Annotated in this window: 11 protein-coding genes; 6 read left to right on the top strand and 5 right to left on the bottom strand. The window is 73.2% G+C overall.

Annotated elements, in window-relative coordinates; all coding sequences use genetic code 11:
* Window positions 1-109 precede the first annotated feature (109 nt).
* On the top strand, window positions 110-547 hold the full coding sequence (locus ACYVLT_RS25530) for a hypothetical protein (RefSeq protein ID WP_461122726.1): 438 nt from the start codon (window positions 110-112) through the stop codon (window positions 545-547).
* On the opposite strand, the gene ACYVLT_RS25535 is transcribed toward ACYVLT_RS25530, so the two are convergent.
* Both ACYVLT_RS25535 and ACYVLT_RS25540 read right to left on the bottom strand, forming a co-directional pair.
* A complete protein-coding gene (locus tag ACYVLT_RS25535) occupies window positions 517-1416 on the bottom strand; it encodes a neutral zinc metallopeptidase (RefSeq protein ID WP_461122727.1) in 900 nt (299 codons plus the stop codon). The two genes, ACYVLT_RS25530 and ACYVLT_RS25535, sit on opposite strands and share 31 nt — an antisense overlap.
* A gap of 15 nt (window positions 1417-1431) precedes the next feature.
* A complete protein-coding gene (locus ACYVLT_RS25540) occupies window positions 1432-2514 on the bottom strand; it encodes a neutral zinc metallopeptidase (RefSeq protein ID WP_461122728.1) in 1083 nt (360 codons plus the stop codon).
* A gap of 309 nt (window positions 2515-2823) precedes the next feature.
* On the opposite strand from ACYVLT_RS25540, the gene ACYVLT_RS25545 reads away from it, so the two are divergent.
* From ACYVLT_RS25545 to ACYVLT_RS25565, 5 genes are all read left to right on the top strand, one after another.
* Window positions 2824-4464, top strand: a complete 1641-nt coding sequence (locus ACYVLT_RS25545) for a DUF2207 domain-containing protein (protein ID WP_461122729.1) — start codon at window positions 2824-2826, stop codon at window positions 4462-4464.
* Window positions 4465-4802: 338 nt separating this feature from the next.
* The gene (locus tag ACYVLT_RS25550) at window positions 4803-6089 is read left to right on the top strand and encodes a M16 family metallopeptidase (RefSeq protein ID WP_461122730.1); all 1287 of its coding nucleotides are present in this window, start codon (window positions 4803-4805) and stop codon (window positions 6087-6089) included.
* Window positions 6086-7474 carry a M16 family metallopeptidase gene (locus ACYVLT_RS25555; protein ID WP_461122731.1) on the top strand — a complete coding sequence of 463 codons (1389 nt, stop codon included), beginning with the start codon at window positions 6086-6088 and terminating at the stop codon, window positions 7472-7474. The genes ACYVLT_RS25550 and ACYVLT_RS25555 overlap by 4 nt, the downstream gene beginning before the upstream one ends.
* Complete coding sequence (gene nudC, locus ACYVLT_RS25560) at window positions 7471-8421, top strand: NAD(+) diphosphatase (protein ID WP_461122732.1); 951 nt, start codon at window positions 7471-7473, stop codon at window positions 8419-8421. Before ACYVLT_RS25555 ends, nudC begins: the two co-directional genes overlap by 4 nt.
* Window positions 8422-8767: 346 nt before the next feature.
* On the top strand, window positions 8768-9958 hold the full coding sequence (locus ACYVLT_RS25565) for an ROK family transcriptional regulator (protein ID WP_461122733.1): 1191 nt from the start codon (window positions 8768-8770) through the stop codon (window positions 9956-9958).
* A 6-nt stretch (window positions 9959-9964) separates the two neighbouring features.
* On the opposite strand, the gene ACYVLT_RS25570 is transcribed toward ACYVLT_RS25565, so the two are convergent.
* From ACYVLT_RS25570 to ACYVLT_RS25580, 3 genes are read right to left on the bottom strand one after another with little or no spacing between them, the layout of a single operon-like run.
* Window positions 9965-14209, bottom strand: a complete 4245-nt coding sequence (locus tag ACYVLT_RS25570; RefSeq protein WP_461122734.1) for an SbcC/MukB-like Walker B domain-containing protein — start codon at window positions 14207-14209, stop codon at window positions 9965-9967.
* On the bottom strand, window positions 14206-15384 hold the full coding sequence (locus tag ACYVLT_RS25575; RefSeq protein ID WP_461122735.1) for a TIGR02678 family protein: 1179 nt from the start codon (window positions 15382-15384) through the stop codon (window positions 14206-14208). The genes ACYVLT_RS25570 and ACYVLT_RS25575 overlap by 4 nt, the downstream gene beginning before the upstream one ends.
* The gene (locus tag ACYVLT_RS25580; RefSeq protein ID WP_461122736.1) at window positions 15384-16865 is read right to left on the bottom strand and encodes a DUF2397 domain-containing protein; all 1482 of its coding nucleotides are present in this window, start codon (window positions 16863-16865) and stop codon (window positions 15384-15386) included. The genes ACYVLT_RS25575 and ACYVLT_RS25580 overlap by 1 nt, the downstream gene beginning before the upstream one ends.
* Window positions 16866-16893: the final 28 nt, after the last annotated feature.

Below are 16893 nucleotides of genomic sequence, written 5' to 3' on the forward strand. Positions count from 1 at the left end.
GAACAGGAGTTCGAGGGTGGGCAAGATCACGAACGAGTGATGTTTGGGTGCGCGGAAGACCCGTCCGCCCGCACGACAACCGACCACCCAGTCTGCGACCATCCACGCTGTGGCGGTTCCGCGAAGCCCGGTCAGGTGGGCGCTGGTGCTGCTGGTCGTGGGCCTGGCGGCCGTCGCGGCAGCGGTCGCCTTGTGGTGGCCGAGCACGTCCGCCGAGGTCCGACCGGTCGCCGCGACCGTCGTCGCCCCGGCCTCCTGCGGCGACCCGGACGCCTACGACCGGGTCGAACTGACGGTCGGTGACCGGAAGCACACCGCGAAGCTCGACGGCTGCGGCCACCAGGAGAACGAGGTGGTGGAGGTCGTCCTGCCGGCCGACACCAGCGGCGAGTTCACCGTCCAGGCCGCCGCCAGCACGCCCGTCGGCATGCCGTTCCACGCCCGCCTCACCACGTTGCTGATGTGCCTGAGCGGCCTCGCCGGCGGCCTCTACGCCTACCTGCTGACCAGGCGCTCTCAGCCCACTTCCGTCGGCGACGCCGCGTAGGTGTTGCACGACGAGGTCACGCCCTCGGTGAACCCCAGCGAAGCCCAGTCGGACTGGTTCTCCGGGGTGCCGTGGGCGTTCTTCTCCGGCGGCTCGGCCACGGCGTACCGGAAGTCCTCCGCCGCCTCCTGCGCCAACCCGCTCCCGATCGAGCCGGATGCCGCCACCAGGAACATCCCGGCGAAGCAGTTGGCCTGCAGCTCGATCCGCCGCGACATCTCCAGCCCCGCGGGCGTTTCCTCGCCCGCGTCGACGATCTTGCTGTCCGCGGCGCGGAGCATCCCGGTCAAGGCCTGCACGTGGTGCCCGTACTCGTGCGCCAACGTCGCCAGGTGCGACCCCGCGCGATGGCCGCCACCGTTGTCGCGCAGCCGGCGCGTGGGCATGTAGATGGTCCTGTTGCGACCGCAGTAGTACGCGACCGCCTCACTCTCGGCGGGCGCCGTGCCGCACGGCCCGTCGGTCAGGTCGGGCGCGGTGTCCAGCGCGGGCGGGTCGAACGGCAGGTTCGCCTGCTCCAGCAAGGGCTTCCACGCCTGGTCCAGGCACACGACCCCGGCCTTGTAGTACGCCGACAGCTCCGTGTCGGACACCCCGAACCCCGGCAACGTGCACGCCACGGCGGGCAGTCGGGCGGGTGCGGTCAGCAACGGGTGGTCGGCCAGCCGGTGCACCGCACGCGGCCGGGGCGGTTCGGTCTCGGTGCTCTGGGCGACCGTCACGCCGGGCGCGGCCACCGCGCGGCCGTTGATCCGCTGGGACGTTTCGAGCTGCGTGATGCCGCCGAGGCCCAACACGCACAACACGATCAACGAGAACACGCCGATGAGGACGATCGGGTTGTTCGTGGGCTCCTCGGGCGTGTGCACGGTCCTCCAGTCGGGTCAGCTGACGTCCGCCGCGCTCGCCACCCAAGTGTTGCACGCGCTCGTCTCGTTGTTCTTGAAGCCGTGGTCGACCCACGCGGCGTTCCGCTCCGGGGCGCCGTGGTCGCGGTTGGGGTAGATCGGGTAGTCGCCGCGGTTGCCCGCGTCGGTCAGGGCCACCGAGATCACGTCGTTGGGCACCGCGCCGTGCGACAACGGCGCCAGCGTCATCCCGCCGAAGCAGGTGGCCTGCAGCTCCTTGCGCCGGTTCAGGTCCAGGCCCTCCGGGGTGTCCCAGCCGCCCTTCTCGTACTGAGCCTGGCTGGACGCCCGCAGGATGCCCGACAGCCACTGGACGTGGTGGCCGTACTCGTGCGCGAGCTGCCCCAGGTACTTGCCCGGGTGGTTCGGGTTGGCCGAGCCCTGCTCGTTGGCGTAGTGGTTCGGCGTCCAGTAGATCGTGCCGTCGCAGTACATGGCGGTGCGGTCGGGTCCCATGGAGCCGCACGTGTTGGTGATCTGGGAGGTCACCAGGACCAGCTCGACCGGCTGGTAGGGCAGGTTCGCGCGTTCGAACGACGGCTTCCACATCGCCTCGATGCACGGCAGCGCGGCCCGGAGGAACCGGTCCTGGCCGGCGGGCGAGTAGTCCATCGCGGGCAGGGCGCAGCCGTCGATGTTGAACGCGCCCAGGCCCGCGCCGTGGATCGGGTTGTCGCCCAGCGTGACCACGGCCTTCGGGCCGGCCTTCGACGTGCTGGTCGACGTGGACCGCTCGCTGCTCGCCGTCGTGGTCGTCGTGGTGGTGGTCGTGGTGGTGGGCTCGGGCGTGTACGTGTAGCTGGAGTACCCGTTGCCCGAGTCGCTCGCCGCCTCGGAGCCGTTGTTCGCGGCCAGGATCCCGATCGTGGTCACACCGAGCACGAGCAACCCGACGATCAGCACGGCGACCAGCGGGCCCTTGCTCTTCGGCCGCGGTGGCGGCGGGTACTGCATCGGCGGCGGACCCCACCCCGGCGGCGGGCCGGGCGGCGGCCCCCAGTTCACGGGCGGCGGCTGCGGCGCGGCCATCGGCGGCGGTGCCACGGGGGGCGGTGCCATCGAGGGTGGTCCCATGGGCGGCGGTGCCATCGGCGGCGGTGTCATGGGGGCGTGCCCGGGCCACGGCTGCGTGGGCTGCGGACCGGTCGGCGGGGCCTGGGCGGGTGGCGGCTGCTGCGCCGGCCACTGGTAGGGCTGCTGGGGCTGTTGCGGCGGGGTCAGCGGTGAGGGCATCGGCGGCGGTCCGACCGGTCGTGGCGGCGGCCAGCCACCAGGCGGCGGTGGTTGCGTCATCGCTGGTCGTCCCCCATATCGCGGATACCCGAATCAGCACAAGAGCTTAGGGGAACTCCGCTATTCTCCGCGGCCGTGTTGAAAAACTGGGGAGCGGCGGCCATCTGCGCGGTCGCGCTGTGCGCGGGCACCGGCACGGCGTCGGCGCAGCCGAGCGGCACGGCCGGGCTGCCCGGGACGGTCGGCGCCGACGTGCGGCTCAAACTGGAGCGCGACGGCAGGCTGACCGTGACCGAGGTGGTCACCGTCCCCGAGGGCCGGGCGGCGACGCGGGTGGTCCCGCTGCGCGTTCCCGTCGGCGCGGACCGCGAGCGGGTCTTCCGGGTCGACGACGCGGCCGTGGCGGGCGAGGGCACGGCTACAGCATCGGACGACGAGCTGACGATCGCACTCCGGGCGGGCACGTCCACCGTCAAGTACTCCGTGGTCGGCGCGGTCGCCAAGATCGGCGACACGCTGGAGCTGCGCTGGCAGCCCGCGAGCGGCTGGGACACCGCGCTGGACTCGGTGAAGGTCTCCGTGATCACGCCGGACGCGCCGCGGTCGGTGAGCTGCCTGGCCGGCGAGCCGGGCACGTCGAAGCCGTGCACCAGCGCGGACCTGGGCGACGGCCGGGGCGTGCGGGCGACCGAGATCGGCCTGGCCGCCGGTGAGCGGGTCGACGTGGTGGTGGGGTTGCAGGAGGGCGCGGCGCCCGCCAACGCGCTGGTCGAGGAGACGTCGGGGCTGGCGGCGGCGTTCGCGCTGACCCCGCTGACCGGCGCCGGCCTCGGTGGGCTGGTCGTGTTGCTGCTGTGCGGCGGGTTGCTGCTGTGGTACCTGCGCGGTCGTGACGCGCGGGCCTTGGCCGCCGAGGTCGGGCCGGTGGACGTGCTGGTCACCGACGGTGCCGGGCGGGTGGCGTTCGCCTCGCCGGACGGCGTGCTGCCCGGCCAGGTCGGGACCGTGGTGGACGAGCACGTGGACGTGGTCGACGTGACCGCGACGATCGTGGACCTCGCGGTGCGCAACTACGTGTGGATCGAGGAGGTCGACGGGCACGACTGGCGGTTCGTGCGGCGCAACCCGGCCGACCCGTCGCTGTCCGGGTACGAGCACGCGGTGTACGAGGCGTTATTGCCCGACGGCGTGGACGCGGTGTCGTTGTCGGAGCTGCGGGGCAGGCGGATCGACCTGTCGCGCGTGCGGGACGCGCTGTACGCCGACGTGGTGGCGAAGAACTGGTTCGCGCGCCGGCCGGACGCCGAGCGCAACCTGTGGTGGTGGGCCGGGGTCGGGGTGGGTGTGCTCGGCATCGTGCTGACGGTGGTGTTGGCGTTGGCCGGTGCGGCGGCGTTGTTCGGGTTGGTGGTCGTGGTCGCCGGTGTGGCGTTGGCGGTGGGCGCGCGCTCCATGCCCGCTCGCACCAAGCGCGGGAGTGCCCTGTTGGAGCACGTGCGCGGGTTGCGCGGGTATCTGCACACGGCGAGCCCTTCGGACATCCCGGAGTCCGACCGGGAGATGGTGTTCTCGCGGTCGCTGCCGTACGCCGTGGTGTTGGGGGAGACGGAGCGGTGGCTGGCGGCGTTCGCCGGCGCGCGGCCGGGGCTGTACTGGTTCGGCGAGGCGGAGCAGGGCGGTGACCTGCGGCGGTTCGCGCGGAGCTTCCCGGCGTTCCTCGGGGCGTTGGACGGGGTGCTGGCACAGGCGGGGCACCTGCGGTCGCTGCGCGGCTGACCCCTCGTTTCACCCGATAGTGATCTTGCGCTAGGTCGAACAGCAGTTCGACAATGGAGCCACCTCGGCACACGGACCCGCGGGCGGCGGGTCGGGTGTGCCGCGGTGGTCGGGCCGAAGCCAACCCGGTGTCCACACGCGCCGGCTCCACCGGGTGGGCGGCCTGCCGAGACGAGCGGTGGTCCGGATCGGGCAGGCGTGCGCCCGGCCCCGGATCGACCGTCGCACCGCTGGTCGGGCCGTGGGTACCGGGTGGGTTCGCGCTGGGCGTAGCGGGTCTGCACCGGTGGTGGGCGACCATCGGGACCGGCAGTGGTGTGAACCCGTAGGCTGCGTCCATGGCGCTACCCGAACTGCACAGGTTCACGCTTCCCAACGGTCTGCGGGTGGTGCTCGCACCCGACCGCAGCGCCCCGGTCGTCGGGGTGAGCGTGCACTACGACGTGGGCTTCCGCTCCGAGCCCGAGGGGCGGACGGGGTTCGCGCACCTCTTCGAGCACCTCATGTTCCAGGGCAGCGAGAGCTTGGAGAAGCTGGCCCACTTCCGTCACGTGCAGTCCTCGGGCGGCACGTTCAACGGGTCGACCCACCCCGATTACACCGACTACTACGAGGTGCTGCCGTCGGCGGCACTGGAGCGGGCGCTGTTCCTCGAAGCGGACCGCATGCGGGCGCCGAAGATCACCGAGGAGAACCTGCGCAACCAGATCGACGTGGTGAAGGAGGAGATCCGACTCAACGTGCTGAACCGACCGTACGGCGGGTTCCCGTGGATCCTCCTGCCGCCGGTCCTGTACCAGACCTTCCCGAACGCGCACAACGGCTACGGCGACTTCACCGACCTGGAGAAGGCCACCGTGGACGACTGCGCCGCGTTCTTCGACACCTACTACGCGCCGGGCAACGCCGTGCTGACGGTGGCGGGCGACTTCGACCTCGAGGGGGCGAAGGCACTCGTCGAGAAGCACTTCGGTGACGTGCCCGCCCGTCCGGTGCCGCCCCGGCCGTCGTTCGCCGAGGCGGCGCCGAAGGGCGAGCTGCGGGCCGAGCACACCGACCAGCACGCGCCGATGCCCGCCATCGCCGTGGGCTACCGCATCCCGGACCCGGTGACCGAGGTGGAGGGCTACCTCGCCTACTTGGTCCTGGCCGGCGTGCTGACCGACGGCGACGGGTCGCGGCTCCAGCAGCGGCTGGTGCACCGCGACGCGATCGTGGTCGACGTCGGCGCCGGGTGCGGTCTGTTCGGGCCGTTGGAGGCGCGCGACCCCGACACGTTCACCGTCACCGCGATCCACCCGCCGGAGGTCACCTCCGAGCAGGTGCTCGCGGCCGTGGACGAGGAGCTGCTGAGGCTGGCCGAGGAAGGGCCGACCGAGCAGGAGCTCGCGAAGGTCACCGCACGCTGGGTGTCGACCATGCACCGCGAGCACGACCGGCTCACCAGCCGGACGTTGGGCCTCGGGTCGGCCGAGCTGCTGTTCGGGCGGGCCGAGCTGCTGTACGAGCTGCCGGACAAGCTGTCCCGCATCACCACCGACGAGGTCGCCGCGGCGGCCAAGGCGCTGCGGCCGGACTCGCGCGCCGTCCTGACCCTCAAGCCCGTCGACGGAGGTACCGAGTGAGCGCCCCGACCAAGCACCGCAGCGCCGACGAGATCGGCCGTACGGCGCTCGGGCCTCGCCCGTTCCCGGAGCTGGGCGAGCAGCGGGCGGCGGCCGACCTGGACACCGTCGACACGACGCTGGCCAACGGCCTGCGGGTGCTCGCGGTGCGCCGGTCGTCGGTGCCGCTGGTGGAGGTGCGGGTGCGGATCCCGTTCGGCGACCCGGCGTCGAGCAGCGCCGGTTCCACCCACGCGGCCCGCGCCGAGGTGCTGGCGAACACCATCCTCACCGGCACCGCCACCCGCAGCCGGGTGGACGTGGACACCGAGCTGGCGCTGGTCGGCGGCGAGCTGGACGCGGCGGTCGACCCGGAGCGGCTGGCGCTGTCCGGCAACGCGCTGGTGTCCGGTTTCGCCACCGTGCTGGACGTGCTGCGGGACGCCCTGACCGGCGCGACCTACCCGGCCGACGAGGTCGAGCGGGAGCGCGCGCGGCTGGTGGAGCGGATCCGGTTGGCGCGGTCGCAGCCGAACGTGATCGCGCGGGAGGCGTTGCAGCGCCACCTGTACGGCGACCACCCGTTCGCCAAGGAGATGCCCGAGGCGGACGAGGTCGCGGCGGTGACGCGGGACGACGTGCTCGCGCTGCACTCGTCGGCCGTGCTGCCGCGCGGGTCGGTGGTGGTCGTCGTGGGCGACGTGGAGCCGGACGCGGCGGTGCGCGCGGTCGAGGGCGCGCTGGGCGGCTGGACCGGTGAGGCCACCGCGGTGGCGCTGCGGCCGGTGCCGCCGGTGCGCGGCGGCGACGTGCTGCTGGTGCACCGCCCCGGCGCCGTGCAGTCCCAGATCCGGCTCGCCGGCCGCGGGCTGGCGCGCACCGACGAGCGGTACGCCGCGTTGCAGCTGGCGAACCTGGTGTTCGGCGGGTTCTTCTCGTCCCGGCTGGTGGAGAACATCCGCGAGGACAAGGGCTACACCTACAGCGCGCGCTCGCACCCGGAGTTCACGCCGGGCGGCGCGACGCTGCTCGTGGACGCCGACACGGCCAGCGAGGCGACCGCGGCGGCGCTGTTGGAGACCCGGTACGAGCTGGGCAAGCTCGGCCTCGTCCCACCGACGGAGTCCGAGGTGGACACCGCGCGCCGGTACGCGATCGGGTCGCTGCTGACCGCGACGTCGTCGCAGGGCGGCCTGGCGTCGTTTCTGATGAACCTCGCCGGTCTCGGCCTGGACGTCGAGTGGTTCACCGGGCACCCCGGCCGGTTGGCGGCGGTCACCGTCGAGCAGGTCGCCGAGGTGGCGCTGGAGTTCTTCGCGCCCACCGCGTTCACCGGCGTGCTGGTGGGCGACGCGGACCAGCTGGCGCCGCGACTGCGGGCGCTGGGCGGTGTGGCCCTGCCGTGAGCTTCGAGCTGGGGGAACTGCCCGCCCTGTCGCGGTTCACGGTGGACCGGCGCGAGCCGTTGCGCGGTGACGCGGAGCGGATCGCGCAGTTGTGGCCGAAGGCGCGCGTGCTCACCGTGGACGCGCACGGCCGCACGTTGGTGGCCGACCGGGCATCGCGCCTGGTCGACCGCCCCGCCACCGAGTTCGGCGACGGTCCGCCGGACACCGCCGTGCTGCTGGGCGAGCAGGACGGCGTGGCGTACTGGGCGGTTCCACTGGCCGAGGACGAGACGGACGTCCACGCGCCCACCGGCCGGGCGTGGTTCCGGCCGGAGCTGACCGACGAGCCGCAGTGGCTCGACCTGCGGGCGTGCGGCGCGTTGCTGGACGACACCGGTGCGGGCCTGTTCACCTCCGCGGTCGCGTTGTTCCACTGGCACCGGTCGGCGAAGTTCTGCGCGGTGTGCGGCGGGCGGACCGGGCCGATCAAGTCCGGCTGGGCGCGGGTCTGCGAGCAGTGCGGGCGCGAGGAGTACCCGCGCACCGACGCGGCCGTGATCTGCCTGGTGCACGACGGCGCGGACCGGGTGCTCCTGGCCCGCGGCGAGGGGTGGCCCGAGGGGCGGTACTCGGTGCTGGCCGGGTTCGTCGAGGCGGGCGAGTCGCTGGAGGCGTGCGTCGCGCGGGAGATCGAGGAAGAGGTCGGCGTGCAGGTCGGCGCGATCCGCTACCTCGGCAGCCAGCCGTGGCCGTTCCCCCGGTCGTTGATGGTGGGGTTCGAGGCGGTGGCCGACCCGACCGAACCCCTGCGGCTCGCCGACGGCGAGATCGCGCAGGCCAGGTGGGTCGATCGGGCCGACGTGCGGCAGGCGCTCGCCGAGCCGGGCAGCGTGCCCGACCTGCTGCTCGCGCCGGGCGCGTCCATCGCCTACCGGATGATCCACTCGTGGGCGGCGGCGGGCTGACCCGGCGCGCCACCGCCTGCCCGCGAAGACCAGGTGCGGTTCGAGGTCCGACGGCACGGGCAGGGAGAACGCGCCCTCGCGCGGTCCCCGCGACGTCCAGTCGCCGAACTTGTCGTCGATGAACGCCGAAGCCCCGGGACCGTCCACCTCGGACCAGCCGCGACCAGGTGTTCCTCGATGCGTCGCTCGCTGAGCGACCGCGACGTCGCCGATCACGAGCGCATCGGGCGCAAACTGCTGGAGGCGCACGGCAAATGGGACACCAAGCGGTTCGCAACCGACTAACGTCGGGACTTCGACGCGCCCGTGTGGCGGCCGTGGTCCTACTCGCCCGTTGGGGGTCGCCGTGCACCGCAAGCTGACCGTGCGCGACCTGCGTGCCGGTAACCGGGCGCGGGTGTTGCGCGCGCTGTACTTCGACCAGCCGCGCAGCCGGCAGGAACTGGCCGGCGTCACCGGCCTGAGCCAGGCGTCGGTCAGCAACGTGGTCGCCGAGCTCATCTCCGACGGCGTGGTGGTCGAGGCCGGGCAGGTCGACTCGGACGGCGGGCGGCCACGCGTGCTGCTGCGGGTCAACCCGGCGCACGCGGCGGTGGTGGGCGTCGACGTCGGCGAGACGCACGTGCTGGTCGAGGTGTTCGACCTGACGTTGCGGCGGCTGGCGGAGGCGACGTTCCCGATGGAGCCCGACGTCCACTCGATCGACGACGTGGCCCGGCGGGTCCTCGAAGGACTCGACCGGTGCCTGGCCGAGAGCGGGGTCGGCGACGTGCTCGGCGTCGGCATCGGCGTGCCCGGCCAGGTCGAGCACGGCCTGGTGTACGCGCAGACCGTCGGCTGGCACGGCGTCGCGTTGGAGCAGCTGCTCCGGACCGGCACCGACCTGCCGTTGTTCCTCGACAACGGCGCGAACACGTTGGGGCAGGCCGAGGTGTGGTTCGGCGCGGGCCGCGGCACGGGTGACGTGGTGGTCGCGCTGATCGGGTCGGGTGTCGGCGCGAGCGTGATCGCGGGCGGCGTGCTGTACCGCGGGTCGTCGGGCGGCGCGGGGGAGTGGGGGCACACGACGGTCGCGCTGGACGGCCGGCCGTGCCGGTGCGGCGCGCACGGGTGCCTGGAGGCCTACATCGGCGCGTCCGCCGTGGTCGACCGGTACCGCGCGGTGCACGCGAACGTGCCCGCCGAGCAGGAGGCGGCGCTGGCGGCCCTGGTCGCGGACGGTTCGCGGGCGGCGCGGGACGTCCTCGCCGAGACCGCCCGCTACGCGGGGCTCGGCATCGCGAACCTGATCAACCTGTTCAACCCGTCACAGGTGATCGTCGGCGGCTGGGCCGGGCTGCTGCTGGGTGCGCGGATCCTGGACGACGTGCGTACCCAAGCCTCCCGCCACGCCCTGCACCGACCGTTCGAGCAGGCGTCGATCACCCTGTGCGAACTGGGCCCGGAGTCGGTCGCGCTCGGCGCGGCCACCCTGCCGGTCGCCGAGTTCCTGGCCGCCGGCGGTGTGCGCCGCAGCACGGCCAGCCGCGTGGTGTGAGTGCGTTCAGGGGTCGACGCGGTCCAGTGCCGCGCCGTCCCACGTCGTCTGAGTGCACGCCACGCCGCGGCCGTTCTTGGGGCGCAGCACGTCGTAGATGTGCATCCGCGGGATCTTGTCGGACACGCCCCAGCCGCTCGGCCAGGTGATCACCCAGTCCATGTCGAGGTCCACCAGCAGGCCGAGCATCCGCGCGATCGTCGGGTCGTCCAGCCGCTCGAACGCCTCGTCCAGCAGCACCAACCGCAACGGCGAGAACTCGCCGCTCACCGCGTCGTAGAACGACGCCGCCGCCGCGAACAGCGTCACGTACGAGATCAGCCGCGTCTCGCCGGACGACAGCTGCCGCAGCCGGCGTTCGCGCGGGTTGCCGTCCGGGCCGGTGTCGGCGACCGTGACGGTGAACTGGTGCCACGTGCGGTAGTCCAGGGCGCGGGACAGGATCTCGGCGTAGTTGCCGGTGTGCGCGTCGCGTTCGGCTTCGATGCGCTCGGTGAACACGCGCCGCAGGGTGGCGTCCTCGTCGGGATCGCGGTCCGCGTACGGCAGGCGGACCAGTGCGAGCGCGTCGCGCGTCTCCTCCTCCAACGCCGCCGACGGCTTCCACGCCAGCTTCACGTGCACGCCCTGGCTCGACCGGGCCTTGCCGAGCACCTCGTTCATCCGCTTGCACAGGTCCTCGGCGACCGCGATCTGCCCGCGCAGCCACTCGGCCAGGTCGCGGATCAGGTAGTCGGCGAAGATGTTCTGGTACTGCTCGTCGAGGAAACCGCGCTGTTCGGCCAACTTCGCGGTGACCTGCCGTGCGGCCACGGCCACCGGCCGGGCACCCTCCTCGCCGGTGACGGTGACGGTGAGCAGGCCGACGTGCTGCTCGGCGGCGATGTCGTGGCTGCCGGCCAGCGAGGTCTGCAACGCCTGGAGCTTGGTGATCACGGTCGCCTCACCCGCGCCGCGGCGGTCGGAGCCGGCCAGTGCCGCGCGCACCGACGTGACGTCCTCCGGCACATCCGGCAGTGCGGCCACCAGGATGCCGGGGGCCTGCACGGTGGCCTTGAAGTGCTCGGTCGCGTGGGTCAGGGTGTCGCGCGCGGAGGCGAGCTGTTCGGCCGAGGTCTCGATCTGGGCGCTCAACTTGGCCGCCTGCTCGCGCGCCGACGCGACCTGCTCCCGCACACCCTTCAACTCGTCGCGCATCTCCCGCCGCGAACGCTCCACAGTGGACAGTTGAGCCGCGATTTCCCTTGCCTCGCCGCCGATCGCGTCGGTCAGCTCGGCCAACGTCGACGCCTGCGACGCGTAGTCCACGCACCGCGCCTCCGCATCCGCTTCGGCCGCAACCCGATCGTCCACGGCGGCGTGGTAGCGGTGGGTCGCGTCGGTCAGATCGGCGACCGTGCCGCGGCACTGGCGGCGCAGCACGTCACCCAGCCGATCGGCCGTGCGCTGCGCCTCGGCCGCCGCCTGTTGGGCCTGCCGCAGGCCGTCGGTGGTGGCGGGCAGGCCCGCGTCGCCCGCCTGGCGCACGACTTCGGCGGCGGCGGCCTCGCCGCGGGCCTGGGCGGCGGCGAGTTCGTCGCGCAGCTCCTGGGCACGGCGGGCCGCCCGGTCGGCCGATTCCTGGGCGGCTTGGAGGCGGCCGTGCCGGGCGACGAGCTCGCGGTCGGCGGGGAAGCGGTCGAGGTGGGCCTCCCACTGCTCGACCCGGCCGTGCGCGGCGGCGAGGTCGGCTTCGGCCGCGCCCAGGTCGGCGCGCAGGGTGGCCAACTCGTCCTCCAGCTCCGCGATCCGGCGCCGGCGGGCGGCTTCGCGGGCCCCCGCGCCGATGAACTCCGCCGCGTCCTTGTGCCACGCGCCGGTCAGCACGCCTGCCTGCCACCGTCCGTCCGGCGACACCGCGAATCCGGCGGCGGGGGCAGGGTCACGGCCAGGCGCGGGGGTCGGGTCAGGGGCGGGCTGAGGGGTGGGGCTGGGGGCCTTGGCGGGGGCGAGGGTGTGCAGGGACACCGACGCGAGCAAGTCCGCCACGACTGCGGCCGGCACCGGGGAGTTCGGCTCGACGGCCGGGATCAGGACCGTCGCCAGGGACGGGCCGGCTACCGGGGTGCCGGGTACGGCCAGCACGTCGTGAGGTGCGGTCGGCACGTCGTGGGGAGTTGTCCGCGGGGGGTCTGAGGGGTCGGGGGTGGTTTCGGCGGTTCCGCTGGTTTTCAACCGAGTGGTGGTAACAGTGTTTCCGTACATATTCGGGCCATGTTCACCCGAAAGTGATCCCGGCACCCAGGCGTCCAAGAGGCCGGATGCCTCCAGAGCCGCTTCCAGACCTGCCCGCGACGCCTCGTCCACCGACGGGGCGAAGTCGACCAGGCGGTAGAACGGGGCACCGTCGCCGGAGTCCCGGTCCGCCGCGGTGAAGCGACCACGTTCCGGTGCCTGCGCCGTCCCCGAACGCAGGCCGGAGAGTTCCGCGTCCAGCCCGTTGATGGCCGCGGCCAGGTCCGACCGCCGCTGCACGACGGCATGCGCGTCGTCCCGGGCAGCCGTCACCAGAGGACCCACCCAGTCGCGGGCGGCCGTGGTGAGAGTACGGGCGGCGGCTGGGTCGACCGTGGTGGGCACGTCAAGCGTGGTGTCCGGCCGGACCTCCGCCAACGGGCCCGAGGTCCGCCACGACTCGACCTCGGCCAACCAGTCCTGGGCCACCTCGGCCAGTTCCTGCGCCTCCTGGTTGCGCAACGCCGCCGCCTCGGTCGATGCGTGCTGGGCATCCCGCGCGGTCTGACGGAGGGTGTCCACCTGCCGTTGCGCCGCATCCAACTCGGCCGCCCGCGCGGCCAGGGCCAGCGCCAACGCCCCGCGCTGCCGGGCCGCGGCGGCGATCTCCGACATCCTCGCCGCCACCGCCTCCAGCACCTCGCCACCCACCTCGGCGGCGGGCGGCACGCGGCGTTCGATCGGCAGTGGTTCGGCTTCGGGGTCGGGCTTGGCCCGCACCGACTCCGTGCGGACCAGGGCGTCCGAAGCGGACACGCCGGGGACGTCGGGCACCGCCGAGGTGTCGAGGCCGCTCACCCGCAGGTGGTGGCGCAACGGCTCGACCAACTCCTGCGCCGAGCCGAGGTCCTCGGCCAACCGCCGCAGCAACCGCAGCACGCCGTCGACCGCGCCGTCCTCCTGCAACCGCTGCTTGTTCGCCATGTCCAACGCCGCGGCCGCCGACGAGCGCTTCTCCGCCACCAGCTTCTCGCGCGTCTGGAGGTCCTGGAGGTCGCGGAACGCGGGCAGCTCCTTCAACGCCCCGATGGTCTCCTCGGCCTGCTGCTCACCGGCCTCCAACGACGTCAACGAGTGCTCCGCCGCCGCACGCGCCGCCAACGTCTCCGCCAACGACGCCGACAGCCGCGCCGACGCCCGCTCCAGCTTGCGCACCCCGTCCTCGGCCGCGCCCAACCGCTCCGCCGCCGCCCGCAACCCACCGAACGCGTAGTCCGAGTACGTCTTCAGGAACGTCCCGAGCGCCGCGTCGGCCGACGACAGCCGGGTGATGTTCTCCCGGATCGACTCCAGGTCGTCGAACGACGTCGCCAGCTGCTCGACCATCGCCGAGTCCAACGGCGGCAGGGCGTCGGACAGGATCTGCTCCAGCTGCCCCTCCAGCACCTTCAACCCGACGTCGGGGTTGCGCAGCGTCCGTTGCAGGTGCAGCAGGTCGCCGTACCGGGGCGCGGGCACGCCGTACACGGTCTCGGCCACGCGCGCCCGGAACGCGGCCTCTTCCAGCACGCAGTCCGCGCCGATCAGGTCACGCAGCTGCGCCGGACCCAACGGCGTGCGGTCCGGACCCACCAACGACAGGCCACGACCCACGCGGGACGAGGTGATGAACCGCCACGAGTCGGTGATCGCCTGGGACGTCTTGGACGCCTTCACCCCCAACCCGCAGGTCAGGAACTCCTGCGAGCCCGAGTCCGCGCCGCGGGTCAGCTCCACCCACGCGTACCCGATCCGGTTGGGCCCGCCGTCGTAGTCGTCCAGCATGAGCCGGCGCAGCGACACCGTGTCGAAGCCCTTGGAGCCGACCTGTCGCAGGTCGCCGTCCAGGCACAGCGGCAGCAGCAGTTCCAGCGTGCGCGACTTGCCGGACCCGTTGGTGCCCTGGAAGATCGCGCGCCCACCGGAGAAGTCGAACTCCTGCTCGGTGTACTGCCAGATGTTGACGATGCCGCCCCTGTGCAGCCGCCACCTGTTCACGCGGTCTCCTCGTCGAACAACGACCAGCTGGGCACGTCCGGCACGACCACCGGCTCCACGTCACGTTCCGGGTCGCCGTCCGGCGAGGGCAGCCACCGGTGCGCGGCCGCGTTGAGCAGCCACCCGTCCCCCGCCGGATCGGGGTCGGGCACCGCCAACCCCATCCGGCGCAACAGCTCCAGCACCTCGTCGACCAGCCGGTCCGGGTCTTCGGTGAACTGCTTGGACCACGCGGTCGGGTAGTCCGCCACCAACCGCTCGCACACCGACCTCACCTCCGCTGCGGCGACCACGTGCCGTCCGTCGGAGCGGTGCGGCGAGGAGAGCAGCTCCGGCAACGCCAGCAGAGCGATCCGCGCCACGGTGGACGTGCCGGGGAAGTACAGGTCGGTCAGGTAGTCCTCGGGGTCGGCGGCCAGCACGCCCTCGACCCGGCACTCGGTGTGCAGGCCGAAGCACGTCTCCAGCAACGCGGACTCCTTGCGCTGGTTGCGCCGCAACCACTCCGCCTGCTCGGGCGGCAGGTCCGCGTACAGCACCACGGGGTTCTCCACCAGCTTGCGCCGCACCGCGTGCTCGACCCCGCGCGGACCGGGCCGTGCGGCCAGCTCCACCAGCCGTGCCGGGTCCGACGCCTCCGCCACCGGACCGGTCAGCAGCTGGCCGAGCAGGTCGGTGTCGATCGTGATCAACGCCTCGGCCTGCACGTCCACCGTGCCCTCGGTCTCGTGCAGCACGCCCAGCGACACCAGGTGCCGCAACGCCGCCGTCAACGCGCGCCGGTCGGTGACGTCGTCCACGACGGTGAGCCCGGCCTCCACGGCCGCCGCACGGACGTCCGCCACCAGCCGCGACAGCAACGCCTGCCGCCCGATCCCGGTCAGCACCGCCATGGTCAGCGCCACGTACGCGTAGCCGCGCGGCGACATGCCGAGCACGCCGCGCGAGTCGTCGGGTCCCGGCCCGGCCTTGTAGAGCCGCGCGAACCGCCGTTCCACCACCAGCCGGTAGCCCAGCACCCGGGCGAACAGGTCCTGCAACGCGGCCCGGTGCCGGAAGACCAGCGTGAGCAGCTCGCCGTCCGGCCCGTCGGCGCGCAGCAACGGCCGCCGCAGCAGGGTGCGGGCGCAGCGCACCACGTTCGCCGCGTCGATCTCGGAGAGGTCGTCGAACATCAGTCGAGCACCAACGTCGAGTCGTGCAGCGTCAACGTCCCCGCCGCCGAACGGATCCGCGTGGCACGGCCGGCGGCGTGCGCCACCGTCACCCGCAGCCCGCGCACGGGATCGGTCGCCGAACCCGGGTCGGCCGCCGTGTCGCGCTGCGCCATGGCCAACGTCAGCAGCTCGCACAACACGCCGAGCGCTTCGCCGGACAACGTCGTCTCGGCCAACCGGGGCGCGGCCGCCGCCAGCTCGGCCACCGAGGCCGCCCGCCGCTCGTCCGCCTCCCGCGCCTCGGCCAGCAACGACTGCTCGGTCATCGGGTCGTCCAAGATCCGCGACGTGCGCCCGCGCGCACCGCGATCACCCCGGCTGCGCACGCTCACCTGCACGTCGACCACCGGACCGTCCCGCCACGGCGTGCGCTCGTTGTCGCTGTCGTGCTCGGGCGCGGGCGACACGTGCCGCGCCGAGTGCAGGCCGAACGCCGCCGCGTACAGCTCGTGCGCCTGCGCCCGGGTGCCCGCGTCGAACCAGCCGGCCAGCTTGAGCAGCTCGGCCCGCCGGCTGGGCAGCAGCCCGCCGCCGGACGTGGCCCGCTTCACGCTGGCCAGCAACGACCCGATCGCCCGGGCGGTGGCCTCGCGCAGCGCCGTCACCTGGCTCGGCCGGCCGGGCCGGTCCACGAACCAGTCGGTCAGCTCCTGCCAGTCCTCGGCCGATCGGCCGCGCGCCCGTTCGACCTGCTCGCCGAGGTCGGCGCGGCCCAGCAGCCGGAGCAGCTCGGAGCGCGCGGAGGTGACCCGGGCCAGGGCCTCGGCGATGGCCGGGGTGTGCCGCAGCACGTCCTCCACGACCATCTGGATGTACTCGACCAGCAGGTTGCGGAACCCGGAGATCTCCTCCGGCGCCAGGTGGTGCCGCGTCACGACCTGCCCCAGGTAGGCGTAGAAGTCGCGCACGGTCGCGGCCAGCTCGGCGTGCTGGAGGAACAGCGTGGTCACCTGCTCGGCCAGCACCTCGCGCGACCGCGGCGCACCGCTGATCAACGCCTCCGACAGCGACCGCCCCAGCCGGTCGAGACCGCGTTCCACGGCGGGCAGCAGCTCCCGTGAGACCTCCCGCGCGCCCTCCGGCACCCGCAGCAGCTCGTCCACGTCGCGCTGCACCCGGACGGCGAGCTTGCTGACCTGGTAGCGCACGCTGCCGTGCTGGAACTCGGCGATGCTGGAGGCCACCACCTCGCGCCTGCCCTGCACCAGGTTGCCCCACTCGACCAGCTGCCGGAGCCGGTTGAGCACGTTCTCGATGCGCGACTCGCCGGGCTCGACCCGGCCCTCCCGCTCGGCGCCCGCCAGCGCGCCCGCGACCTCGCCCGCGGACAGGTCGGCCAGCAGCGTCGAGGTGAACAACCGCATGATCGCCAGGTAGGTGCGCTGGTGATCACGGGCGTCCAGGTACGCGTAGAGCTTGAGGCGGCCGGCTGGTTCCACGGTGCGCCACCCTAATGCGGCGGTCCGA

It is taken from the genome of Saccharothrix stipae, assembly GCF_054781895.1.